At 60.1% G+C, this 23,101-nt stretch carries 18 protein-coding genes; 10 read left to right on the forward strand and 8 right to left on the reverse strand.

What is annotated here, in order from left to right:
- Window positions 1–55: 55 nt before the first annotated feature.
- The 4 genes from F8N66_RS24060 (at window position 56) to F8N66_RS24075 (ending at window position 7,958) form a co-directional block, all read left to right on the forward strand.
- Window positions 56–457, forward strand: a complete 402-nt coding sequence (locus F8N66_RS24060) for a response regulator (protein ID WP_150772547.1) — start codon at window positions 56–58, stop codon at window positions 455–457.
- Between the two features lie 230 nt (window positions 458–687).
- Window positions 688–1,314, forward strand: a complete 627-nt coding sequence (locus F8N66_RS24065) for a response regulator transcription factor (RefSeq protein ID WP_150772548.1) — start codon at window positions 688–690, stop codon at window positions 1,312–1,314.
- A gap of 8 nt (window positions 1,315–1,322) precedes the next feature.
- Entirely contained in the window at window positions 1,323–4,964 is a 3,642-nt protein-coding gene (locus tag F8N66_RS24070; RefSeq protein ID WP_150772549.1) for a transporter substrate-binding domain-containing protein, read from the forward strand.
- 48 nt (window positions 4,965–5,012) lie between these two features.
- Window positions 5,013–7,958: an HD domain-containing phosphohydrolase gene (locus F8N66_RS24075; RefSeq protein WP_150772550.1), complete on the forward strand. Its 2,946-nt coding sequence runs from the start codon at window positions 5,013–5,015 to the stop codon at window positions 7,956–7,958.
- 7 nt (window positions 7,959–7,965) lie between these two features.
- Here F8N66_RS24075 and F8N66_RS24080 read toward each other — a convergent pair whose 3' ends face one another.
- On the reverse strand, window positions 7,966–8,448 hold the full coding sequence (locus F8N66_RS24080) for a GAF domain-containing protein (RefSeq protein WP_008002666.1): 483 nt from the start codon (window positions 8,446–8,448) through the stop codon (window positions 7,966–7,968).
- Window positions 8,445–9,335, reverse strand: a complete 891-nt coding sequence (locus F8N66_RS24085; RefSeq protein ID WP_150772551.1) for an ATP-binding protein — start codon at window positions 9,333–9,335, stop codon at window positions 8,445–8,447. Before F8N66_RS24085 ends, F8N66_RS24080 begins: the two co-directional genes overlap by 4 nt.
- Window positions 9,336–9,458: 123 nt before the next feature.
- On the opposite strand from F8N66_RS24085, the gene F8N66_RS24090 reads away from it, so the two are divergent.
- Window positions 9,459–11,822, forward strand: coding sequence for a response regulator (locus F8N66_RS24090; RefSeq protein WP_150772552.1), 2,364 nt, complete (start codon window positions 9,459–9,461; stop codon window positions 11,820–11,822).
- Here F8N66_RS24090 and F8N66_RS24095 read toward each other — a convergent pair.
- The 3 genes from F8N66_RS24095 to msrB form a co-directional block, all read right to left on the reverse strand.
- Window positions 11,806–12,267 (reverse strand): MarR family winged helix-turn-helix transcriptional regulator, encoded by a 462-nt coding sequence (locus tag F8N66_RS24095; RefSeq protein ID WP_150772553.1) that lies wholly within the window; start codon window positions 12,265–12,267, stop codon window positions 11,806–11,808. The two genes, F8N66_RS24090 and F8N66_RS24095, sit on opposite strands and share 17 nt — an antisense overlap.
- Window positions 12,264–12,749 (reverse strand): glutathione peroxidase, encoded by a 486-nt coding sequence (locus F8N66_RS24100; RefSeq protein ID WP_150772554.1) that lies wholly within the window; start codon window positions 12,747–12,749, stop codon window positions 12,264–12,266. Before F8N66_RS24100 ends, F8N66_RS24095 begins: the two co-directional genes overlap by 4 nt.
- A gap of 192 nt (window positions 12,750–12,941) precedes the next feature.
- The gene (gene msrB / locus F8N66_RS24105; protein WP_150772555.1) at window positions 12,942–13,337 is read right to left on the reverse strand and encodes a peptide-methionine (R)-S-oxide reductase MsrB; all 396 of its coding nucleotides are present in this window, start codon (window positions 13,335–13,337) and stop codon (window positions 12,942–12,944) included.
- Window positions 13,338–13,563: 226 nt separating this feature from the next.
- Here msrB and F8N66_RS24110 point away from each other — a divergent pair, with 226 nt between their 5' ends.
- Both F8N66_RS24110 and htpX read left to right on the forward strand, forming a co-directional pair.
- The gene (locus F8N66_RS24110; RefSeq protein WP_056856383.1) at window positions 13,564–14,775 is read left to right on the forward strand and encodes a pyridoxal phosphate-dependent aminotransferase; all 1,212 of its coding nucleotides are present in this window, start codon (window positions 13,564–13,566) and stop codon (window positions 14,773–14,775) included.
- A gap of 306 nt (window positions 14,776–15,081) precedes the next feature.
- Entirely contained in the window at window positions 15,082–15,972 is an 891-nt protein-coding gene (htpX, locus tag F8N66_RS24115; RefSeq protein ID WP_077044600.1) for a protease HtpX, read from the forward strand.
- A 170-nt stretch (window positions 15,973–16,142) separates the two neighbouring features.
- On the opposite strand, the gene F8N66_RS24120 is transcribed toward htpX, so the two are convergent.
- Window positions 16,143–16,799: a thiopurine S-methyltransferase gene (locus F8N66_RS24120; protein ID WP_150772556.1), complete on the reverse strand. Its 657-nt coding sequence runs from the start codon at window positions 16,797–16,799 to the stop codon at window positions 16,143–16,145.
- Window positions 16,800–16,902: 103 nt separating this feature from the next.
- Here F8N66_RS24120 and F8N66_RS24125 point away from each other — a divergent pair, with 103 nt between their 5' ends.
- Window positions 16,903–17,670 (forward strand): DODA-type extradiol aromatic ring-opening family dioxygenase, encoded by a 768-nt coding sequence (locus F8N66_RS24125; protein ID WP_150772557.1) that lies wholly within the window; start codon window positions 16,903–16,905, stop codon window positions 17,668–17,670.
- A gap of 154 nt (window positions 17,671–17,824) precedes the next feature.
- On the opposite strand, the gene F8N66_RS24130 is transcribed toward F8N66_RS24125, so the two are convergent.
- Entirely contained in the window at window positions 17,825–19,498 is a 1,674-nt protein-coding gene (locus F8N66_RS24130; protein ID WP_075948176.1) for a DEAD/DEAH box helicase, read from the reverse strand.
- A gap of 421 nt (window positions 19,499–19,919) precedes the next feature.
- On the opposite strand from F8N66_RS24130, the gene F8N66_RS24135 reads away from it, so the two are divergent.
- A complete protein-coding gene (locus F8N66_RS24135; RefSeq protein ID WP_150772558.1) occupies window positions 19,920–20,711 on the forward strand; it encodes a crotonase/enoyl-CoA hydratase family protein in 792 nt (263 codons plus the stop codon).
- 90 nt (window positions 20,712–20,801) lie between these two features.
- On the opposite strand, the gene F8N66_RS24140 is transcribed toward F8N66_RS24135, so the two are convergent.
- A complete protein-coding gene (locus F8N66_RS24140; RefSeq protein ID WP_150772559.1) occupies window positions 20,802–21,557 on the reverse strand; it encodes a spermidine synthase in 756 nt (251 codons plus the stop codon).
- A 161-nt stretch (window positions 21,558–21,718) separates the two neighbouring features.
- Between F8N66_RS24140 and F8N66_RS24145 the strand changes: the two genes are divergently transcribed.
- The gene (locus F8N66_RS24145) at window positions 21,719–23,065 is read left to right on the forward strand and encodes a class II 3-deoxy-7-phosphoheptulonate synthase (RefSeq protein WP_150772560.1); all 1,347 of its coding nucleotides are present in this window, start codon (window positions 21,719–21,721) and stop codon (window positions 23,063–23,065) included.
- Window positions 23,066–23,101 lie beyond the last annotated feature (36 nt).

The following is a 23,101-nucleotide window of genomic DNA, read 5'->3' on the forward strand; positions in this document are numbered from 1 at the left end:
GCTATCCAGGCGAAACAATCACCGGTCCTTTGTTCAATAAATAACCGTGAATAATATGATCAAAGACAAGCTGCGCATCTTGCTGGTGGAGGACCATCCGTTTCAACTCAAGGCCACTCAATACCTGCTTGAAAGTTACGGATTCACCCAATTGACCATGGCCGACTCTGCCCAAGGTGCCCTGGAGCACATGCTTGGCGCCAAGCAACCTTTTGATATTCTTTTGTGCGATCAATGTCTGCCCGACATTTGCGGTATTGAACTGGTCAAGTTCGCCAGTCACCTCGGAATGATCAAGCAAGCCATTATTTTAAGTAGCCTTACAACCATTGAACTGGATCGGCTTGAAACCTTGGCAAGCATTCACGACCTCCCATTGCTGGGGTACTTGGTCAAGCCGCTGCAACAAACCGAATTTATCAAGCTATTGACTTCAACACCTTTTATAAACAGCTAAATATCAGACAAAAAACAATAAAAAAGTTCGATCCACCCCAAACAATTCCGAAAATAAATACAAATAACTTTTACCTCACCTCGTAATAAAACCCAATTGACGCGTAAGCCTATTCTTTTTTGCCTGTAGGAATGTTCCTATTTTGCCGCTACAGCTACGTCAGTTCATACGTCACTTCAACTATCTGAGCTAAGGTGCGCCCTTTATTTCAGCGCGCATGGGATTTTATTATGAACTCCGTTTTTATTGTCGACGATCACCCTGTCATACGGCTTGCCGTTCGAATGCTGCTTGAACACGAGGGCTACAAGGTTGTGGGGGAGACTGACAACGGGGTCGACGCCATGCAGATGGTGCGCGAATGCATGCCGGACCTGGTCATTCTCGACATCAGTATTCCCAAACTCGATGGCCTGGAGGTTCTGGCCCGGTTCAACGCAATGAGTACTCCATTGAAAACATTGGTGCTCACTGCGCAATGCCCGACACTTTTCGGTATTCGCTGCATGCAGTCCGGTGCTTCTGGATATGTCTGTAAACAGGAAGACCTGAGCGAACTGGTCAGCGCCATCAAGGCAGTTCTGTCAGGTTACAACTACTTTCCCAGCGAAGCCTTGAATCCGATTCGTGGTGACGAAGCACGCTGTGCCGAACTGGAACTGTTCAAGGCGGTGAACGACCGGGAGTTGATGGTGCTGCAACTTTTTGCACAAGGTCGTACCAACAAGGAAATTGCCAAGGGTATGTTTCTGAGTAACAAGACGGTCAGTACTTATAAAAAACGCCTCATGCAAAAACTCAGGGCCAAGTCTCTGGTTGAACTCATCGAGATGGCAAAACGCAATGCGTTAGTGTGAGGCACAGGATGCCCAGTCGTGCGAAGAACTATCTGATACTGATTGCCGCTGGCCTTTGCCTGAGCACCCCATTGCTCGCGGCTGCGCAGAGTGAACATTATGAATTGCTGAGTCGCTCGGCGACCGCCCCCCTGAACATCCAGCTGGACGCCGCTCAAACGCAATGGCTCAAGAACAAACAGGAATTGATCCTCGGCACTTCGGCGCCGGACTATCCGCCCTTCGACCTCACCCTAAGCGGCCACGACTACGAAGGCTTCACCGCCGATTACGCGGGGATCCTAGGCAAGCTCATCGATTTACCGATCCGGGTTCAGCGCTTTGCATCCCGGGGAGCCGCCATTGAAGCGCTCGAAAATGGCCAGGTCGACCTGCTCGGAACCGCCAACGGGTTCGAAGCGCGCAATGCCGAAATCGTCCTGTCCAGGCCCTATGCCGTGGACCAACCCGTCCTGGTAACCCGTGAAGGCGAGACCCGCTCCCTGACCGATGGCCTCGCCGGCATGCGCCTGAGCATGGTCTATCACTACTTGCCGATGGAGGAAGTCAGGGCCCTGTATCCGAAAGCGATCATCAACGCCTACCCGTCCTATCAAAACGCGATCAATGCCGTGGCCTTCGATCAGGCGGACGTGTTTCTCGGCGATACCATTTCCACCCACTACATGATCAACAAGGGATACCTGAACAACATCCGCATGGCTAACTTCGGCAAGCACGAAGCCTACGGGTTCAGTTTCGCAGTGCATCAGAACAACCCCGAACTGCTCGGCATCATTAATGCGATGCTCAAGGCCATTCCCGCCAGCGTTCGGGAAAACATCGCCAAACGCTGGAGTGCCGGCAGCGACATTCTGCTCACCGACCAAAAGCTGGAGCTCAGTTACAGCGAAGAACGCTGGCTGGCACGGCATCCGGTGGTTCGCGTGGTGGTCAATGAGGCTTACGCGCCCCTGTCGTTTTTCGACAGTGCTGGCAACTTTCGGGGTGTAGCCGCGGATTTGCTGGAGCTGATCAGATTACGCACCGGCTTACGCTTCGACATACAACGCAGTCGCAGCGATAGCGAAATGATCCAGCGAGTCACGGATGGCCAGGCCGACCTGATCGCCGCACTGCTGCCCAGCGCGCAACGCGATGGCCTGCTGAATTTCAGCCGACCGTACCTGCAGAATTCCTATGTTTTGCTGACGCGCAAGGCCGCCGACAGCCCGGCCAACCTGACGCAACTCGAGGGCAAGCGCCTGGCCATCGCCCAGGGGCATCCGCTGACGGCTTATTTGCGCAGCGACTATCCACAGATAAAGCTCATCGAAACCCCCGACACCTTCAGCGCCGTGGAGAAGCTGGCCGACGGCCAGGCAGACGGCGCGGTGAACTCATTGGTGATTGCCAACTACTTCATTTCATCGCAACTCTTCGAACACACCCTGCAGATCAGTACCACCATCGGCACCGAGCAGGCCGCGTTTTCCCTGGCAACCAACCGGGAGGGCAAGGAACTCCATGCCATTCTCGACAAGGCGCTATTGAGCATCGCGCCGGAGGAACTGGGCATCATCAACAGCCGCTGGCGTGGCTATTCCGCGTCTTCGCAAAGCACCTGGCACACCTACCACCGGCTGTTCTACCAAATCGTGATCGGGGCCGGCGTGCTATTGCTGATTTCCATGGCCTGGAACGCTTACATGCGGCGCCAAATCAATCAACGCAAGGCCGCCGAGCGCGCACTGAACGATCAGTACGAGTTCATGCGTTCACTGGTAAACGGCACACCTCACCCGATTTATGTACGCGATCGCCAGGGCCTGCTGCAAAGCTGCAATGACAGCTATCTGCAAGCCTTCAGCGCCAAGCGTGAAGAGGTCATCGGCAAAAGTGTCATCCAGGGCAGCCTGAGCAACGCCTTCGAAGCCCGGGAATACCAGGCCGACTACCAACGCGTCGTGGACGAAGGCAGACCACTGATTCTCGACCGACCGTTGCACATCGGCGGGCGCCGATTGACGATCTATCACTGGATTCTCCCCTACCGTGATTCGAGCGGTGAAGTGCAAGGCATCATTGGGGGCTGGATCGATATCAGCGAGCGCCGGCAACTGTTCGATGACCTGCGCTGCGCGAAAGAGCGGGCCGACGAGGCCAACCGGGCCAAGAGCACCTTCCTGGCCACCATGAGTCACGAGATCCGCACCCCGATGAATGCCGTGATCGGCTTGCTCGAACTCACGCTCAAGCGTATTGAACGCCATCACCCGGATCGTCCCGCCATCGACGTGGCGTACAACTCGGCGAAGGACTTGCTGGAACTGATTGGCGACATCCTCGACATCGCGCGCATTGAATCCGGACACCTGAGTCTGAGCCCGGAACGGGTCAACCCGCAAGAACTCGTGGCGTCCGTGGTCAGGATCTTCGACGGGCTGGCCCGGCAGAAAGCACTCACGCTCCAGCTGGACTTCAACCCGGTCAACCCACCTGTCGATGTCCTGCTGGATCCGCTGCGCTTCAAGCAGGTGCTGTCCAACCTGGTCAGCAATGCCATCAAGTTTACCGAGCAGGGTCACGTCAGGATTACCGTCGACATGCACCTGACCGCCGAGCCCGATCAGGTGCAGATGCAGTTGCAGGTCGAGGACAGCGGCATCGGGATCAGCGCGCAGGATCAACAGCGCCTGTTCGAACCTTTCGCCCAGGCCGACAACGCCGGGCAAGCGGCCCGGGGTGGCGCCGGGCTTGGCCTGGTGATCAGCCGCAGCCTGTGCGACATGATGGGCGGGAGCCTGCAACTGAGCAGTCAGCCAGGCATCGGTACGCAGGTCCGGATGTCGCTGTTGCTGCCGGCGTTGCCAGGCGCATGCGAGGTTGAAAAAACTGAAACGCGGATCCACGTGGCCAGCGCCCCGTTGAACGTTCTGGTGGTCGATGATCATGCAGCCAATCGCTTGCTGATGTGTCAGCAACTGGAATTTCTGGGGCATCGATTCAGCGTTGCGACAGAGGGGCGCGAAGGGTTCGAGAAGTGGAAGACCAACGGGTTCGATCTGGTGATCGCCGATTGCAACATGCCGGTGATGAATGGTTACGAGCTGGCCCGCGCCATTCGCCGTCACGAAAAACAGCTGCAACAACCGCCTTGCACTGTCCTGGGTTTCACCGCCAATGCACAACCCGAAGAAGTTCAACGCTGCAAGAACGCCGGAATGAATGACTGTCTGTTCAAGCCCCTGACCCTGACCGCCTTGAGCCAATGGGTTGACGGCCTGGCGCCGGCCTCCCCCACACCGGCCTTCAGCCTTGAGGGGTTGCAGCAATTGACCGGTGGCAACCCGGCGCTCAACCAACGCCTGTTGACTGAGCTGCTGAACAGCAACCGCCTGGACCACCAGGGATTGCTCGCGCTGCAGGGCACCGCGGACCCGCAGGCATTTCTCGACATCGCCCACAAAATCAAGGGGGCCGCCCGCATCGTCCAGGCCACTCGATTGATCGACAGCTGCGAAGCGCTTGAAGCCACGTGCCTGGGCCCATTCCATGCCGACAACGTCGCACAAAATTGCGCAGCCATGGAGCGCGCCCTGCTGGAACTGGACCAGGAACTGCTGCAACAGATCGGGCACAACGACGAAAGCAGAAAGACAGAGGCTTAACTATGCTTGGTCGCTGAGCAGTGTGTTAACCATCACGGAGTGACCTGCATGCCCAACCCACTGCGCCCGGAGCCACGGCGATTTCCCCTGCACGTTCATATCAGTGTGATGTTTACCGTCCTGCTGTTGCTGACCGGGGTGGTGCTGGGCATTTTCAACTATCGGCAAACCACCCAGATCATCCTGTCCAGCAGCGAAAAGCTCTTCAATCGCATCGAGCAGGATGTGCGCCTGGATTTGAAAGCGACCTATGAACCGATCCGTCACCTGCTGAGCCTGCAAGTCGTGAACCCGGCGGTCCAGGCACCGAACCTGGAACAGCGCCTGGCGCTGCTCAAGCCTTTCAGCCAGTCGCTCACCGACAATCCCGACCTGGCGTCGCTGTACCTGGGCTATGGCGATGGTGATTTCTTCATGGTTCGCCCATTGCGCACCGCCTCCCTGAAAACCCTGCTCAACGCCCCGGAGACAGCGGCCTATCAAGTGTGGAGCATCGAGCGAAACGGCAGCGGCCAGGCGCACTCCCAATCGCTGTTTTTCGACCCGAACCTGGCGTTCATCAGCCGCCGGGACAACCCCGGCGACCCGTACGACCCGCGCAGTCGCGCCTGGTTTACCAGCGCCAGCCGCGACAATGACCAGATCACCACCGAACCCTACATTTTCTTCTCCACCCACAACGTCGGCACCACCCTGGCCCGGCGCAGTGGCGATCAAGTCGTGATGGGGGCGGACCTGACCCTGGCCGAACTCAGTGCCACCCTGGCCAAGCATGTGGTGACCCCGGCCACCGAAATCGTGCTGTTCGATGCCCAGGGCAACGCCATTGCCTACCCCGACGCCGGCCGGTTGATCGTCGACGACCAGACCGCCCGGCTGATCAAGGCCGCCGACCTGAGCCCGAGCCTGGGTGCACTGCTCAATGGCCCGGTCGAAGGCAATCGCCTGGACGCCGGCGGTCGTCAATGGATTGTGGCCCGCAGCAGCATGCAGGAAGGCGGTCCCCGGGGACTGCAACTGGCGATGCTGGTGCCGGAAGACGAACTGCTCGCCGATGCCTACCGCATGCGCTGGCAAGGCGCGCTGATTACCCTGGCGACGCTGCTGTTGTGCGTGCCGCTCGGCTGGCTGACCTCGCGAATTCTGGTCAAGCCCTTGCGCGCCCTGGTGCGCGAAGCGGATGCGATACGCAGTTTCGATTTCAACGTACCGCTGTCCCGGCGCTCCCTGGTGCTCGAAATCGACCAACTGAGTGTGTCGATGGCCCGCATGAAGGACACCCTGGCGAGTTTCTTCCAGATCACCGACAGCCTGAGCGCCGAAACCCGCTTCGCCCCGTTGCTGCAACGGGTGCTGTTTGAAACGGTGAAAATCGGTCAGGCCCAGGCCGGTCTGATCTACCTGCGTGAAGGTGATGGCGATCGCATGGAACCCCAGGGCCTGGTCATCAACGATACCGCGCAGCCCCTGTCGTCATTCGACATCCGGGCCCATGGGCTTCAGGACCCGAAGAGCCCGGCCTGGCTGCAGCAACTGGCGAGCGCCGACAATGTCGTCAGCAATCTCGGGTTCGAGCAAGCAGGGGATTTGCAGAAAGTGCTGTTGGCACTGGAGTGCCCTCGGGTTCATCTGATCGGCATCCGCTTGCACAATCGCCATAACGAAACCGTGGGCCTGCTGGTCTTCCTGCTGGCCGACAGCGGCAACCAGAGCGATCTGGAAAAGCTGCGTCCGGATCGCATTGCATTCCTGCAGGCCGTGTCCGGCGCAGCGGCGGTCAGCATCGAGAGCCAGCGCCTGCAAGCCCGGCAAAAACAGCTGCTGGACGCGTTTATCAAGCTGCTCGCCGGGGCGATTGACGCCAAGAGCCCCTACACCGGCGGGCATTGCCAGCGCGTGCCGGCCCTGGCCCTGATGCTGGCCCAGGCCGCCGCGGCCAGCAAAGACCCGGCCTTCGACGCCTATCAACCCACCGACGACGAATGGGAGGCGCTGCACATCGCCGCCTGGCTGCACGATTGCGGCAAGGTGACCACGCCGGAATACGTCGTGGACAAAGCCACGAAACTGGAAACCCTGAACGACCGTATCCACGAAGTTCGCACCCGTTTCGAGGTGCTCAAGCGCGATGTGTGGATCAACTACTGGCAGGCGCTCGCCCAGGGGGGCGACGAGCAACACCTGTCGCAACGACGTGATGCCACGCTGAGCGAGCTGGATGATGATTTCGCCTTCATTGCCCGCTGCAATCTTGGCGGCGAGGCCATGGCCGAGAGCGACCTGCAACGCTTGCGCCGCATCGGCCAGCGCACCTGGGCGCGAACCCTGGATGACCGACTGGGCGTGTCCTGGGAAGAGAACCAGCGCCAGGCCCGTACCCCGGCGCCGACACTGCCGGTCACCGAGTCGCTGCTGGCGGACAAACCCGAACATCTATTCGATCGCGCCGACGCCGAACTGATTGCGCCGGACAACCCCTGGGGGTTCAAGCTCGAGGTGCCGCGCCACAAGTACAACCGCGGCGAACTCTATAACCTGAGCATTACCCGCGGCACCCTGACGAGCGAAGAGCGCTACGTCATCAATCACCACATGGTGCAGACGATCCTGATGCTCAATCACCTGCCCTTTCCCGAGCATCTGCGCAACGTCCCGGAAATCGCCGGTGGCCACCACGAAAAAATGGACGGCACCGGTTACCCCAAATGCTTGAAGCGCGAGGACATGAGCCTGCCGGCACGGATGATGGCGATTGCCGATATTTTCGAGGCGCTGACCGCTGCCGACCGACCCTACAAGAAGGCCAAGTCCTTGAGCGAGGCGCTGGGCATCATGGCCACCATGTGCCGGGATGCCCACATCGACCCGGAGTTGTTCGGGCTGTTCATCAAGGCGCGCGTCTACTTGCAGTACGCCGAGCGCTTCCTCGACCCACGGCAGATTGATGCGGTTGACCCGTCAGGCCTGCTGATCAAGGCTGGCCTGTCGACGTGATCCTGAATCAGCAATCGGTCAGGCGCAGGAAGATCGCCGCCAGCTGCTCGATTCCGGCCTGGTCCTGGGCAGTGAAGCGCGCCAGTTTCGGGCTGTCGAGGTCCAGCACGCCGATCAGGCGACCGTCCTTGACCAGCGGCACCACCAGCTCGCTGTTCGAGGCACTGTCACAGGCGATGTGCCCAGGGAACGCGTGCACGTCTTCTACCAGCTGCGTCTGCAAGGTCGCCGCCGCCGTCCCGCACACGCCCCGGCCGAACGGGATCCGCACGCAGGCGATCTGCCCCTGGAACGGGCCCAGCACCAGTTCTTCGTTGCGATTGAGGTAGAAACCGGCCCAGTTCAGGTCATCGAGCTGATTGAACAGAAATGCCGAGAACTGCGCGGCGTTGGCGATGAAATCCCGCTCGTCCGCCAACAGTGACTCAAGCTGTGCGTGCAGCATGCCGTAGCCTTCGAGGCCCTGGCCGCTCTTTTGTAAATCGATCATGCCTTGTGCTCCAACAGTTTCAGCCCGACCCAATAGCGGGCAAATTGATACGCGCAACGTCCGTTACGATTGCCGCGCCCCGTGGCCCAGCGCACCGCGAGGATGTCCAGCTCTTCGGTGCGCTGCCACTTGAGGCCAGCCTTGTCGGCCAGTTGACCAATCCAGTGTTCGACGACGTCGAGAAAGTGTTCCTGGGTAAATGGATAGAAAGACAGCCACAGGCCGAAGCGATCCGACAGGGCGATCTTGTCCTCCACCGCCTCGCTGGGGTGCAATTCGCCATCGACCCTTTTCCAGTTTTCGTTATCGCTTTCCTTCTCCGGCACCAGGTGGCGACGGTTGGAGGTGGCGTACAGCAACACGTTGTCCGGTGCCTGTTCGAGGGAACCGTCGAGTACACTTTTGAGCACGCGATAGTCACCCTCGCCTGACTCAAACGACAGGTCATCGCAAAACAGCACGAAGCGCTGTGGCAATTTCGCGACCTGTTCGACCACCCGTGGCAAGTCCGCCAGGTGGTCGCGCTCGATCTCGATCAGGCGCAAACCGGCCTGGGCGTGCTCGGCCAGCAAGGCGCGGACCAGCGACGATTTTCCGGTACCGCGCGAGCCCCAGAGTAGGGCGTGGTTGGCCGGCATGCCATCGAGAAACTGCTGGGTGTTGCGCCCCAGTTGCTCCACTTGCCGGTCGACACCGATCAGGTCGGACAGACGCATGTCGAGGCTGACCTGCAGCGGTAGCAGGAAACCGCTGCGCCCCTCGCGCTGCCAGCGCGCAGCCAGGCAGGTTGTCCAGTCGATGGCTTGCCGGGGGGCGGGCAGCAGCGGTTCGATACGGGCCAGAACGGCATCGGCGCGTTCAAGAAAAGCATTCAATCGGGAATCCACGTCTTCTCCTCGGGCACGTTCACAGTAATGATGGCGATACAGCGACGAAGCACGGCATTCAATGTGCGGCGATCCCCCTGTACAAGGGCTCGCGAGAGCATCGGTATCCATGCATGATCGACTATGCTTGAGCAGCGAAGGGAAACGGAAGTGGTTCAGCACCCCATGGACATCAAGTTCACCAACCGACTGTCTTACAAGCAGGCACGGCTTACCGTGCTGGTCGGTTTCGTTCTGGGCATGCTGCTCAGCTTGCTGCAAATAGGCATCGATTATGCCAGTGAAGATGCCTCCATCAACCGCGAAATACAGTCTTTGCTGGAAATCAGCCACAACCCCGCTTCGCGCATTGCCTATAACATTGACGCCGAACTGGCCCAGGAGCTGACCCTTGGCCTGTTGCGTTCACCGGCGATCATTGGCGCAAAACTGACCGACAACAACGGCAACGTGCTGGCCAACGTCAAGCGCCCTGGCCTGCAAAGCGGCTACCGCGTGCTCAGCGACCTGCTGTTCGGCGCTGACCGGCAGTTCGAAGACCGCCTCTACCTGGACCACTTGCCGAGTGAATCCCTGGGCACCCTGCAACTGGAAGTCGACACTTACTCATTCGGTTACCGCTTCCTGCGTCGCGCCGAAGTGACCTTGATCAACGGCTTCGCCCGCAGTTTGATCCTGACCGGGATCCTGCTGGCGCTGTTCTATGTGATGCTGACCAAGCCGCTGGTACGGGTCATCCGCGAACTTATCAGCCGTGACCCGCGCAGCGTCGAACCGACCTCCCTGGAATGCCCGCCTGGACACGTCAACGATGAAATCGGCGTCCTGGTCAAAGCCGCGAACCAGCAATTCGAAAACGTCGCCACCGAGATCCAGCAGCGACGCAACGCGGAAAACCGCCTGACCGATTACCTCGGGCAACTGGAAAACATCGTCTCGGCACGCACCACCGAACTCAAGGCCATCAACGCCCGCCTCAGCCAATCCAACCAGGAACTTGAACTCGCCCGCAGTACCGCCCTGGACATGGCCGAGGCGCGCTCCGTGTTCCTGGCCAACATGAGCCATGAAATCCGCACGCCCCTCAATGGCCTGCTGGGGATGATCGCGCTTTCACTTGACGGTCCGCTGACTGCCGAACAGCAGCAACAGCTGTCCATCGCCCATGACTCGGGCAAGGTGCTGGTGGAATTGCTCAACGATATTCTCGACCTGTCGAAATTCGATGCCGGCCAGCTCGAACTTGAGCACATCCCGTTCGACCTGGGCTCACTGATCGAAGACACCGCCAACCTGCTGTCGCAGAACGCCGCGCCAAGTGTCGAGCTGACCTGCCTGATTGATCCGCAGTTTCCGGCACTGGTGCTCGGCGATCCGACCCGGGTCCGGCAGATTGTCAGCAACTTGTTGTCCAACGCGCTCAAGTTCACCCGTTTCGGACGCGTCGATGTGCGCCTGTCGACCTTCGGCGACGGTGTCAGAATCGAGGTCTGTGACACCGGCATCGGTATTCCCCAGGACGCCCAGGTCAAGATTTTCCAGCCCTTCACCCAGGCCGGTGCCGGGATTACCCGGCAGTTCGGTGGGACCGGGTTGGGCCTGGCTCTGACCTACAACCTCTGCGAAGCCATGCAGGGGCGCCTGACCATCAGCTCGGAAGCGGGTTTCGGCAGTCAGTTCTGCGCGCAACTGCCGCTGCCTCGCCACACCCGCGCCCTCGCCCCACCCTCTTTGCGAGGCAAGGTCATCGCCATCACCGCCGCCAGCAGTGGCCTGGCGGAATTGCTGGGCAGCGTGTTGCCCGGCTGGGGCCTGGATTATGAGCAACGGGCCATTGACGACCCGTTGATCGGCCTGGAACCCGATGTGCTGATTACCGATTGCCCCGAATGCCTGTTCAACCTGCGCCCTGCCTTCAGCGCGCCGATTTTGCTGGTAACCGCCTACGGCAGTTTCATGCCCAGCGAACAGGCGAAAGCCCTCGCCCCCTTGCAGCAACAAGCACGCCCCTTGGCACGCAATGCGCTGCATCAGAATTTGCGGCGCATCCTGCAACCGGAAATCGCCACCATCGACGACACCCCCGTCGACACCCCGCCCCCGCAACGCCGCGCACGAGTGCTGCTGGTGGAGGACAATCCGGTCAATCAACTGGTCGCCAAGGGCATGCTCGGCAAACTCGGGTGCGAGGTGATCGTTGCCGCTCACGGTGTCGAGGCACTCGATCAGCTTGAAAGCAGCGAGTTCGATCTGGTGTTGATGGACTGCAACATGCCGGTGATGGATGGCTACGAAGCCAGCCGGCAAATCCGTCGCAGCGGGCGCTGGCCGCGTTTGCCCATCGTCGCCCTGACGGCCAACGCCATGTCCGAAGAGCGCGAACGTTGCCGTGCGGCGGGCATGAGCGACTACCTGGCCAAACCCTTTCGCCGTGAAGAACTCGCCGCGCTGCTGGATGTGTGGATACCCGCTACGACAGTGCCTTGATTTGCCCCAACAGGTGGTCCAGGCCATCGCGCAGCGCGTTCAAACGATTCAGGTCGACGCCGCTGTCGCACAGCAGTCGGGCCTTCAATGGCCCGACTTGATCGCGCAACGCCAGTCCGCTCGGCGACAGGCTCAAGTGCACCTCTCGCTCATCCCGGGCCGAACGCTGGCGCTGAACCAGCTGCAATTGCTCAAGTCGCTTGAGCAACGGCGTCAGCGTGCCGGAATCCAGGGCCAGGCGCTCGCCCAGGGCCTTGACGGTCGGTTGCTCCGGCGCTGTCTCCTGCCATTCCCACAACACCAGCATCGCCAGGTACTGCGGGTACGTCAGGCCCAGCTGATCGAGCATCGGCTTGTAGGCCCGGATCACCGCCCGGGAAGCGGCGTACAGCTTGAAGCAGAGCTGGCTGTCGAGGTCCAGGGAATCGACGGACAGGCTGTTCATTTGAGCAGGGCTTCGATCTCGCGGCTCATGTCCTGCGGCTTGGTCGCCGGGGCGAAGCGCTTGACCAGCTGGCCATCCTTGCCGATCAGGAACTTGGTGAAGTTCCACTTGATACCCTGGGAACCGAGCACGCCCGGCGCGCGCTTTTTCAGCTGCACAAACAGCGGGTGGGCGCCGGCGCCATTGACTTCGATCTTTTTGAACAGCGGGAAACTGACACCGTAGTTCAACTCGCAGAACTCGCTGATGGCGCCTTCATTGCCCGGTTCCTGCTTGCCGAACTGATTGCATGGGAATCCAAGGACCACCAGCCCTTGGTCCTTATAGGTCTGCCACAACTCTTCGAGGCCTTTGTATTGAGGGGTGAAGCCGCATTTGCTGGCGGTGTTGACGACCAGCACGGCCTTGCCGGCGAAATCCGCCAGTGTCTTTTGCTCGCCCTCGATGGTGGTGCACGGAATGCTTAGCAGGTTGTCGCTCATGGTGAAGGCTCCGGATTCGGGGACATGCACCAAACATAGCGAGCAATTGAATTGTGTGCAATTTAAATTATTGAACGCCAGCCCTGCGTAGGAACTGCCGAAGGCTGCGATCTTTTGATCTTGCTTTAATTGAGGTCGATGAAGATCAAGATCAAAAGATCGCAGCCTCCGGCAGCTCCTACGTGGCTCGCATCATTCGCGTGGCACCAGGTCCAGGCACACTGAGTTGATGCAGTAACGCAGGCCGGTCGGTGGCGGGCCGTCGGGAAACACGTGCCCCAGGTGTGCGTCGCATTTGGCGCAGACCACTTCGGTACGGATCATGCCGTGGCTGACATCACGAATTTCGGTCATGGCGCTGTCGCCGATCGGCGCGTAGAAGCTCGGCCAGCCGCAACCGGAATCGAACTTGGTTCTGGAATCGAACAGCGGCTCGTTGCAGCAGATGCAGTGGTAGATACCGTCGACCTTGCTGTCGTTGTATTTGCCGGAAAACGGGCGCTCGGTGCCCTTGAGACGGCACACGTTGTACTGCTCGGGGTCGAGCATGGCTTTCCATTCTTCCAGGGTTTTTTCCAACTTTTCCATCATCACACCTCGGCGGCTGAAAAAGCCCGATCTGTACCTTTTCCACGGATCGGGCGGCACGTATGATTGCGCCTCGTCAAACGCCAGTCTGGCAGCCAGACCACGCGCATTCAAACGGATTTATGGGTGCTGCCTCTCAAGGCGTCAGGCCTGTGTGATTACGCAGGATTCCCAGTACGGTTGGTCACACGCCGACTGGATCGTTCATTTTCAGGAACACATCGCCATGCAGGTCAGCAAATCGAACAAGCTCGCCAACGTCTGCTACGACATTCGCGGCCCAGTGCTCAAGCACGCCAAACGCCTGGAAGAGGAAGGCCATCGTATCCTCAAGCTGAACATCGGCAACCCGGCGCCCTTTGGTTTCGAAGCGCCGGATGAAATCCTCCAGGACGTCATCCGCAACCTGCCCACCGCCCAGGGCTACAGTGACTCCAAAGGCCTGTTCAGCGCGCGCAAGGCCGTCATGCAGTATTACCAGCAAAAGCAGGTAGAAGGCGTCGGCATTGAAGACATCTACCTGGGCAACGGCGTTTCCGAACTGATCGTGATGTCGATGCAAGCGTTGCTTAACAACGGCGACGAAGTGCTGGTGCCGGCTCCGGACTACCCGCTGTGGACCGCGGCCGTGAGCCTTTCGGGCGGTAATCCGGTGCACTACCTGTGCGACGAGCAGGCCAACTGGTGGCCGGACCTGGCCGACATCAAGGCCAAGATCACGCCGAACACCAAGGCGCTGGTGATCATCAACCCGAACAACCCGACCGGTGCGGTGTACTCCCGGGAAGTCCTGCTGGGCATGCTGGAACTGGCCCGCCAGCACAACCTGGTGGTGTTCTCCGACGAGATCTACGACAAGATCCTGTACGACGATGCCGTGCACATCTGCACCGCGTCCCTGGCACCGGACCTGCTCTGCCTGACCTTCAACGGCCTTTCAAAGTCCTATCGCGTCGCCGGTTTCCGCTCCGGCTGGATCGCAATCTCCGGCCCGAAACACCATGCCCAGAGCTACATCGAAGGCATCGACATGCTGGCCAACATGCGCCTGTGCGCCAACGTGCCGAGCCAGCACGCCATCCAGACCGCCTTGGGTGGCTATCAGAGCATCAACGATCTGGTGTTGCCGCCGGGCCGCCTGCTGGAACAGCGCAACCGCACCTGGGAGCTGCTCAACGATATTCCGGGCGTGAGCTGCGTCAAGCCGATGGGCGCGCTGTACGCGTTCCCGCGCATCGACCCGAAAGTCTGCCCGATCCACAACGACGAGAAATTCGTCCTCGACCTGCTGCTCTCCGAAAAGCTGCTGGTGGTACAAGGCACGGCCTTCAACTGGCCATGGCCGGATCACTTCCGCGTCGTGACCCTGCCACGTGTCGATGACCTGGACATGGCGATCGGACGCATCGGCAACTTCCTCAAGTCCTACCGTCAGTAAGCGATCGGTCCCCGTGCGACGGGCACACCCGTCGCACGGGGATTCATTCAGCAACATTTGTTTGCGTCCTGCCGATCCCCTCCCCGGCGAATTCACACAATCCGTTCCCGCCCAACAAAGGCGGGGCCTGCAACGCCCCCAGGCCTGACAAACTCTTCCTCGCCTGCCATCGGAAATGCCCTGCAAGCAGCTAAGCTATTGCCGTAGGACACAGTTTGAAATAGTCACTCGGTTGAATACCCCGGTGCAGCACCTTATATACCCCGCAGTACGCTACATCTTTAGCATAAGGAGATTTCTACAACCATGATGCGCATCCTGCTGTTTTTGGCCACTAACCTGGCGGTCGTGCTGATTGCCAGCATCACCCTGAGCCTTTTCGGCTTCAACGGGTTCATGGCGGCCAACGGGGTTGATCTCAACCTCAATCAGCTGCTGATTTTCTGTGCGGTCTTTGGTTTTGCCGGTTCCCTGTTCTCGCTGTTCATCTCCAAGTGGATGGCGAAGATGAGCACCAGCACCCAGATCATCACCCAGCCACGTACTCGTCACGAGCAATGGCTGCTGCAAACCGTCGAGCAACTGTCCCGGGAAGCCGGGATCAAGATGCCAGAAGTCGGGATCTTCCCGGCCTACGAAGCAAACGCCTTCGCCACCGGCTGGAACAAGAACGACGCACTGGTCGCGGTCAGCCAGGGCTTGCTCGAACGTTTCTCGCCGGATGAAGTGAAAGCCGTTCTGGCCCACGAAATCGGCCATGTGGCCAATGGCGACATGGTGACCCTGGCATTGATCCAGGGCGTGGTGAACACCTTCGTGATGTTCTTCGCACGGATCATCGGCAACTTTGTCGACAAGGTGATCTTCAAGAACGAAGAAGGCCAGGGCATTGCCTACTACGTGGCAACCATTTTTGCCGAACTGGTCCTGGGCATCCTGGCCAGCGCCATCGTCATGTGGTTTTCGCGTAAACGGGAATTCCGTGCCGACGAAGCCGGCGCCAACCTGGCCGGTACCGCCGCGATGATCGGCGCCCTGCAGCGCCTGCGTGCCGAGCAAGGCCTGCCGGTGCACATGCCCGACACCCTGAATGCCTTCGGCATCAACGGTGGCCTGAAACAGGGCTTCGCCCGCATGTTCATGAGCCACCCGCCGCTGGAAGAGCGTATCGACGCACTGGCTCGTCGCCGGGGTTGATCGCTCTAGAGTAAAAAAGAAGGCCCGCAGTGATGCGGGCCTTTTTTTGTCCACTTGAATAGTGCTGTGAGTCCCAGGGCCTCTTCGCGGGCAAGGCCGCTCCCACACGTCCTGCGCCAATCATGAGATCGCGCGTCCCCTGTGGGAGCGGGCTTCACAGTTGCTACAATTCAGCGGCTGGAAACCCGATACACCCGCTCCTCAAGCCGCGTCACACCCGCCTCCAGAAACTTCCCGCTCTGGCTCAACACATCCTGATCCTCCAGGATCTTCAATGCCCAGCAAGCCCCCAACAACCGTTGCACTTCATCATCAAGCACGGCAAAGGGCGGACCGGACATTTGATCCTGATCGTAATCCAGGGTGATCAAAAGCCCCTGAGCCCCCTTGGGCAGAATCCGATTCAAATGTGCCGCGTATTGCTCTCGCATGGACGGTGGCAACGCAATCAGTGCGGCGCGATCATAAAGCGCGGTGCAATCCGCAACATCGCCCGGCGTCAATGCGAAAAAATCCCCGCACCACAGCTCGATCGAGCCAGCCCGATAGACCTTGAATGGCCCTTGCTCGCTGACGGCGGGATCAAAACCATGCTCGCCGAAGAAATCCTCCACGGCTTTCTCCGACAACTCAATTCCCAGGACTTCATGCCCCTGATGGGCCAGCCACAACAGATCCAGGCTCTTGCCACACAGCGGCACCAGCACCCGCGCACCTTCCTCCAGCTCCAGTTGCGGCCAGAAACGTTGCAGATAAGGGTTCACCTGCGGCAGGTGAAAGCCGATCTGATTCGACGCCCACTTCTTGTGCCAAAACTCCGGCTGCATAAATAACCCCGAAAATTCGATCAAAACACCCTAAAACTTATATTAGATTTAGATCAATGATCTGACTGAAGATGGTGCCATCTTAACCCTCAGGAGCTCATTCATGTTCCCCAGCCTGTACATATCCCATGGCTCCCCCATGCTTGCCCTGGAACCCGGCGCCAGCGGGCCGGCCCTCGCGCGCCTGGCGGCAGATATACCGAAACCCGAAGCCATCGTGATCGTTTCCGCGCACTGGGAAAGCCATGAACTGCTGGTCAGCGCTAACCCACGGCCGGAAACCTGGCATGACTTTGGTGGTTTTCCAAGGGCATTGTTCGAGGTGCAGTACCCGGCGCCCGGCGATCCGCGGCTGGCGGCCGAGGTCGTCGAGCTGTTGAAGGCCGCAGATCTTCCCGCGCGCATCGACACCCAGCGGCCGTTCGACCATGGCGTCTGGGTGCCCCTGTCATTGATGTATCCACAAGCCGATATTCCGATCGTCCAGGTTTCCCTGCCCACCCGCGGCGGTCCCGCCCTGCAAACCCGTGTCGGCCAGGCCCTGGCCAGCCTGCGCGGGCACGGCGTGCTGTTGATCGGTTCCGGCAGCATCACCCACAACCTGCGGGAGCTGGACTGGCATGCCGGCCCCGAGAGCGTCGAACCCTGGGCGCAGGTGTTTCGCGACTGGATGATCGAGAAACTGGCGGCCGACGATGAAGCGGCCTTGCACGATTATCGCCGGCAAGCCCCGAACGCCGTGCGCAACCATCCCAGTGATGAGCATTTGCTGCCGCTGTACTTCGCCCGCAGCGCCGGGGGAGATTTCAGCGTTGCTCACCAGGGGTTCACCATGGGTGCTCTAGGTATGGATATTTACCGCTTCGGCTGACTTGAAGATCAAAAGATCGCAGCCTGCGACAGGTCCTACACGGGAACATGGTTCTCTGTAGGAGCTGCCGCAGGCTGCGATCTTTCTTACAGGCAAAAAAATCCCCGAACCAGTCGGGGATTTTTTATGCTCGATCAATCAGCCCGGAAGCAGATCAATCTTCGCGATAGCGACGCAGCTTCAACTGCTTGCCGGCAACGCGAGTGTCCTTCAGTTTGGTCAGCAGCTTCTCCAGACCATCTTCCGGCAGCTCGACGAGGCTGAAGCTGTCACGCACCTGGATGCGACCGATGGCTTCACGTGCCAGACCACCTTCGTTGAGGATGGCGCCCAGCAGGTTCTTGGCAGCGATACCATCACGCGCACCCAGCGCGGTACGGCAACGAGCACGGCCTTCGCCCAGCGGCATCGGAGCGCGACGCTCGCGGTCACCACGCTCAGGACGGTCACCGGAACGCTCTGGACGATCGCCACGCGGTGCGTTGTTCGGCACCAGTGGACGTTCTTTCTCGATAGCGGCCAGGTTCAGCGCTTGACCATTGGTAGCCTTGCGCAGCAGGGCGGCGGCCAGGGCACGCGGGCTGCAACCGATGTCGGCGGTCAGGCGATCGAGCAGATCACCGTGAGTCGATTCGGCATCAGCCACCAGCGGCGACAGGCTGTTGGTCAGTTTCTTGATGCGTGCATCCAGAACGGCTTGCGCGTCCGGCAGGCGAACTTCAGCAACCTTCTGACCGGTTACACGCTCGATCACCTGCAGCATACGGCGCTCACGTGGAGTCACCAGCAGCAATGCACGACCTTCGCGACCGGCACGGCCGGTACGGCCGATACGGTGAACGTAGGATTCCGGATCGTACGGCATGTCAACGTTGAACACGTGAGTGATGCGCGGAACGTCCAGGCCACGAGCCGCAACGTCGGTCGCCACAACGATGTCCAGGCGGCCATCCTTGAGGGAGTCGATCACGCGCTCACGCTGGTTCTGGGCGATGTCACCGTTCAGCGCAGCGGCTTTGTAGCCTTTGGCTTCCAGGGCACTGGCCAGGTCCAGGGTCGCTTGCTTGGTACGCACGAACATGATCAGCGCGTCGAAATCTTCCACTTCCAGCAGGCTCAATACAGCCGAGGTCTTCTGGTCAGCGTGAACCAACAGGTGAGCCTGTTCGATCGCGGTAACGGTCTGAGTCTTGGTCTGGATCTTCACGTGTTGCGGATCGCGCAGATGGCGTTCGGCAATGGCACGGATCGACTGCGGCAGGGTGGCCGAGAACAATACGGTCTGACGGGTTGCAGGCAGGGCCTTGAAGATAACTTCCAGGTCGTCCATGAAGCCCAGCTTGAGCATTTCGTCGGCTTCGTCGAGAACCAGGTGGTTCACGGTCGCCAGCACTTTTTCGTCACGACGCAGGTGGTCGCACAGACGGCCCGGCGTGGCGACAACAATCTGTGCGCCATTACGGATTGCTTTCAGCTGTGGGCCCATCGGCGCGCCGCCGTAGACAGCCACAACGGTTACGCCCGGCATTTGCTTGGCGTAGGTTTCAAAAGCGGTTGCAACTTGTAGCGCCAACTCACGAGTTGGGGCCAGGATCAGGGCTTGCGGTTCGCGCTTTGCAGGATCGATGCGATGCAGGATCGGCAGGGCGAACGCAGCGGTTTTACCCGTACCGGTTTGCGCCTGACCAATCATGTCGTGACCGGCCATGATGATCGGGATCGATTGCTGCTGAATAGCCGATGGCTCTTCGTAGCCAGTCGCGGTGACGGCTGCAAGAATATTCGGATTAAGATTAAAAGCGGCGAAGCCGCCGGTTTCCTGGGTCATGGGTCTGCCTCTAAGTGCATCCGCAAAGACCCATGCTCCAAAGCTGCGCGTGCCGTGTTGAGACTCAAGAGTCGCCCTGGCAGCTTTGTCGGCGGGGATTTGCGAAAACGAATGAATGAAAAGAATCGTTAAGGAAGAGTCCGCAGTACGGACGTGCAGCCGAAGCTGACTTCGGGGAATTGCTCTACCTAAACGCGGCCCGGCTAAAGGCCGGCGCGCACTATACCGGAATTTGCTGAAAAAGGGAGCCTTTTTTTAACCCGGAACACCCGCATACGGCGTTCTGTCACAGGCTTTGCGGATAATCGTGCGAGCGTCTATTTTTCAAAGGCCCGGCCCTGCCGGCGATGGCGCTAAAACGGTTCACCCGCAATACCGGGACCGTCGGTCCGACTCCCCTTCCCGCCCGAGGAAATGCTCCATGAAAGAGCTCAGCACCCGCCGTGTGAGCCGTGAAAAGCGCGGTCATGTCCTGTTGATCGGCCTGGATCGGGTCGCCAAGCGCAACGCCTTCGACCTCGAACTGCTCAACGAGCTGAGCCTGGCCTACGGCGAGTTCGAGGCCGACAGCGAAGCGCGAGTGGCCGTGGTCTTTGGTCATGGCGAACATTTCACCGCCGGGCTGGACCTGGTGAGTGCCAGCGCAGCGCTGACCGAAGGCTGGCAGGCACCGCCCGGCGGTTGCGATCCGTGGGGGGTGTTCGCCGGTCCCAGGGTCAGCAAACCCGTCATTGTCGCCGCGCAAGGGTACTGCCTGACCATCGGTATCGAGCTGATGCTGGCCGCCGATATCAACCTGTGCGCCAGCAACACCCGCTTCGCACAAATGGAGGTGCAGCGCGGCATCTTCCCCTTCGGCGGTGCCACGTTGCGCCTGCATCAGGTGGCCGGCTGGGGCAATGCGATGCGCTGGATGCTGACCGGTGATGAGTTCGATGCCCGCGATGCCTTGCACCTGGGCCTGGTGCAGGAAGTCATGGCCAGCGAGGACTTGATGCCGCGGGCGATCGAGCTGGCCGAGCGCATCGCCCGGCAGGCGCCGTTGGGGGTTCAGGCGACGCTGATGTCTGCCCGGCAAGCGCGTTATGAAGGGGAAACCGCTGCGGCGCAGGGGTTGCCGGCACTGGTGAAGAAGTTGCTGAGCAGTGAGGATGCCCAGGAGGGTGTACGGTCACTGGTGGAGCGGCGGCCCGGGGTTTTCAAAGGGGCGTAGGAGCTGCCGGAGGCTGCGATCTTTGATTTTGGCCTTTAAAATCAAAAGATCGCAGCCTCCGGCAGCTCCTACAGTGGATGTTTGCATCCTTCAAGTCGCCGGGCGAATCGCCTTGATCAACGATTGCAACGAATACCCCAACCGGGGCGCCAGTGCTTCGGCCCGAGCGGTCAGCCCGTCCATATCCAGCTCCTGGTCCAGCTCCGCAGGCACGATCAGGATCACGTTGCCCTCCTTCACCGGCAACTCCCAGTAATGCCGGTGATAAAGCCCGCGCAGCAACGCGGCGCCCAGGGGCTTGCCGTCGTCGGTGGCCCATTGATTGATCACCAGCCAGCCACCTGGATTCAGGCGCTTCTGGCAGTTTTCCAGAAAGGTCCAGGCCAGATGCCCGACACCCGGGCCGACGTCGGTATAGAGGTCGACAAAAATCAGGTCCGCCGGCTCGGCGGTGTCGAGCAGTTCCAGCGCATCGCCCACGCGGATGTACAGGCGCGGATCGTCGTCCAGCCCCAGGTATTCGATGGCCAGGCGCGGCACATCGGGGCGCAGTTCAATGGCTTCGACATCTTCCAGCGGCAGGAACTTGAGGCAGGCCTGGGTCAGCGTGCCGGCACCGAGACCGAGGAACAGCGCGTTTTCCGGCTGTTCATGGCACAGCGCACCGATCAGCATTGCCCGGGTGTAATCGTACTCAAGCCAACTCGGGTCGGCGGTGAAGACGCAGCTCTGCTCGATGGCATCACCGAATTCGAGAAAACGGTAATCAGCCACTTCCAGCACGCGAATCACGCCAAATTCGTCCTGCACCTCGGCGAGCAAATGCTCGACGCGCTCCTCAGTCATTTCGTCTCCCGATCGTCACCCAGCCTTCAATACAGAAGCAGCAACGCAATAACACCGCTCACGGTGCGGCAAAGGCGCGATTGTCCGCGAAGCAGCGGGAACAGGTCACGCACTAATTGCTGATAACATGGTTGTCCGAGCGTAAAACATTAGAGACCGTGATGAGCCAACCCTGGAGTCCTGACAGCTGGCGCGCCTTGCCGATCCAGCAACAACCCCAATACCCCGACGCGGCGCATTTGCAGCACGTCGAGCAAACCCTGGCCAGCTATCCGCCGCTGGTGTTTGCCGGCGAAGCCCGGGAATTGCGTCGTCAGTTTGCCGAAGTGACCCAGGGCCGAGCGTTTCTGTTGCAGGGCGGCGACTGCGCCGAAAGCTTCGCCGAGTTCTCCGCCGCGAAAATCCGCGACACCTTCAAGGTGCTGCTGCAAATGGCGATCGTCATGACCTTTGCGGCCGGTTGCCCGGTGGTCAAGGTCGGCCGCATGGCCGGACAGTTCGCCAAGCCGCGCTCGGCCAACGACGAGACGATCGACGGCGTGACCTTGCCGGCCTACCGGGGCGATATCGTCAACGGCATCGGTTTCGACGAAAAAAGCCGCGTCCCGGACCCGGACCGCCTGCTGCAGTCCTACCACCAGTCCACCGCCACCCTGAACCTGCTGCGCGCCTTCGCCCAGGGCGGTTTTGCCGACCTGCATCAGGTGCACAAGTGGAACCTGGACTTCATCGCCAACTCGGCCCTGGCGGAAAAGTACAGCCACCTGGCCGACCGCATCGATGAAACCCTGGCGTTCATGCGCGCCTGTGGCATGGACAGCTCGCCCCAGCTGCGCGAAACCAGTTTCTTCACCGCCCACGAAGCGCTGCTGCTGAACTACGAAGAAGCCTTCGTGCGTCGCGACAGCCTGACCAACGATTACTACGATTGCTCGGCCCACATGCTGTGGATCGGCGATCGCACCCGTCAACTCGACGGCGCCCACGTCGAATTCCTGCGCGGGGTGAATAATCCGATCGGGGTCAAGGTCGGCCCGAGCATGAACCCTGAAGACCTGATCCGCCTGATCGACGTGCTGAACCCGGACAACGATCCGGGCCGCCTGAACCTGATTGCGCGGATGGGCGCGAACAAGGTCGGCGACCACCTGCCGCAGTTGATCCGCGCCGTGCAGCGCGAAGGCAGGCAGGTGCTGTGGAGCTCGGACCCGATGCACGGCAACACCATCAAGGCCAGCAGCGGCTACAAGACCCGGGATTTCGCGCAGATCCTCGGCGAAGTGAAGCAGTTCTTCCAGGTGCACGAGGCGGAAGGCAGTTATGCCGGTGGCATTCACATCGAGATGACCGGGCAGAACGTGACCGAATGCATCGGCGGGGCGCGGCCGATTACCGAGGATGGCTTGTCGGATCGTTATCACACCCATTGCGACCCGCGGATGAATGCCGACCAGTCGCTGGAATTGGCGTTCCTGATTGCCGAGACCCTGAAACAAGTCCGTCGCTAAATAGCGTCGCTCCCATAGGTACAGCGCACACCTGTG

It is taken from the genome of Pseudomonas fluorescens, from assembly GCF_902498195.1.
Taxonomy (GTDB): Bacteria; Pseudomonadota; Gammaproteobacteria; order Pseudomonadales; family Pseudomonadaceae; genus Aquipseudomonas; species Aquipseudomonas fluorescens_BU.

Coding starts and splice junctions, on each gene's coding strand:
- F8N66_RS24125 (WP_150772557.1), top strand. CDS start 16,903: ATGTTCCCCAGCCTGTACATATCCCATGGCTCCCCCATGCTTGCCCTG.
- F8N66_RS24075 (WP_150772550.1), top strand. CDS start 5,013: ATGCCCAACCCACTGCGCCCGGAGCCACGGCGATTTCCCCTGCACGTT.
- msrB (WP_150772555.1), bottom strand. CDS start 13,337: ATGGAAAAGTTGGAAAAAACCCTGGAAGAATGGAAAGCCATGCTCGAC.
- F8N66_RS24130 (WP_075948176.1), bottom strand. CDS start 19,498: ATGACCCAGGAAACCGGCGGCTTCGCCGCTTTTAATCTTAATCCGAAT.
- F8N66_RS24070 (WP_150772549.1), top strand. CDS start 1,323: ATGCCCAGTCGTGCGAAGAACTATCTGATACTGATTGCCGCTGGCCTT.
- F8N66_RS24090 (WP_150772552.1), top strand. CDS start 9,459: ATGCTTGAGCAGCGAAGGGAAACGGAAGTGGTTCAGCACCCCATGGAC.
- F8N66_RS24145 (WP_150772560.1), top strand. CDS start 21,719: ATGAGCCAACCCTGGAGTCCTGACAGCTGGCGCGCCTTGCCGATCCAG.
- F8N66_RS24095 (WP_150772553.1), bottom strand. CDS start 12,267: ATGAACAGCCTGTCCGTCGATTCCCTGGACCTCGACAGCCAGCTCTGC.
- htpX (WP_077044600.1), top strand. CDS start 15,082: ATGATGCGCATCCTGCTGTTTTTGGCCACTAACCTGGCGGTCGTGCTG.
- F8N66_RS24080 (WP_008002666.1), bottom strand. CDS start 8,448: ATGATCGATTTACAAAAGAGCGGCCAGGGCCTCGAAGGCTACGGCATG.
- F8N66_RS24065 (WP_150772548.1), top strand. CDS start 688: ATGAACTCCGTTTTTATTGTCGACGATCACCCTGTCATACGGCTTGCC.
- F8N66_RS24140 (WP_150772559.1), bottom strand. CDS start 21,557: ATGACTGAGGAGCGCGTCGAGCATTTGCTCGCCGAGGTGCAGGACGAA.
- F8N66_RS24100 (WP_150772554.1), bottom strand. CDS start 12,749: ATGAGCGACAACCTGCTAAGCATTCCGTGCACCACCATCGAGGGCGAG.
- F8N66_RS24120 (WP_150772556.1), bottom strand. CDS start 16,799: ATGCAGCCGGAGTTTTGGCACAAGAAGTGGGCGTCGAATCAGATCGGC.
- F8N66_RS24110 (WP_056856383.1), top strand. CDS start 13,564: ATGCAGGTCAGCAAATCGAACAAGCTCGCCAACGTCTGCTACGACATT.
- F8N66_RS24135 (WP_150772558.1), top strand. CDS start 19,920: ATGAAAGAGCTCAGCACCCGCCGTGTGAGCCGTGAAAAGCGCGGTCAT.
- F8N66_RS24060 (WP_150772547.1), top strand. CDS start 56: ATGATCAAAGACAAGCTGCGCATCTTGCTGGTGGAGGACCATCCGTTT.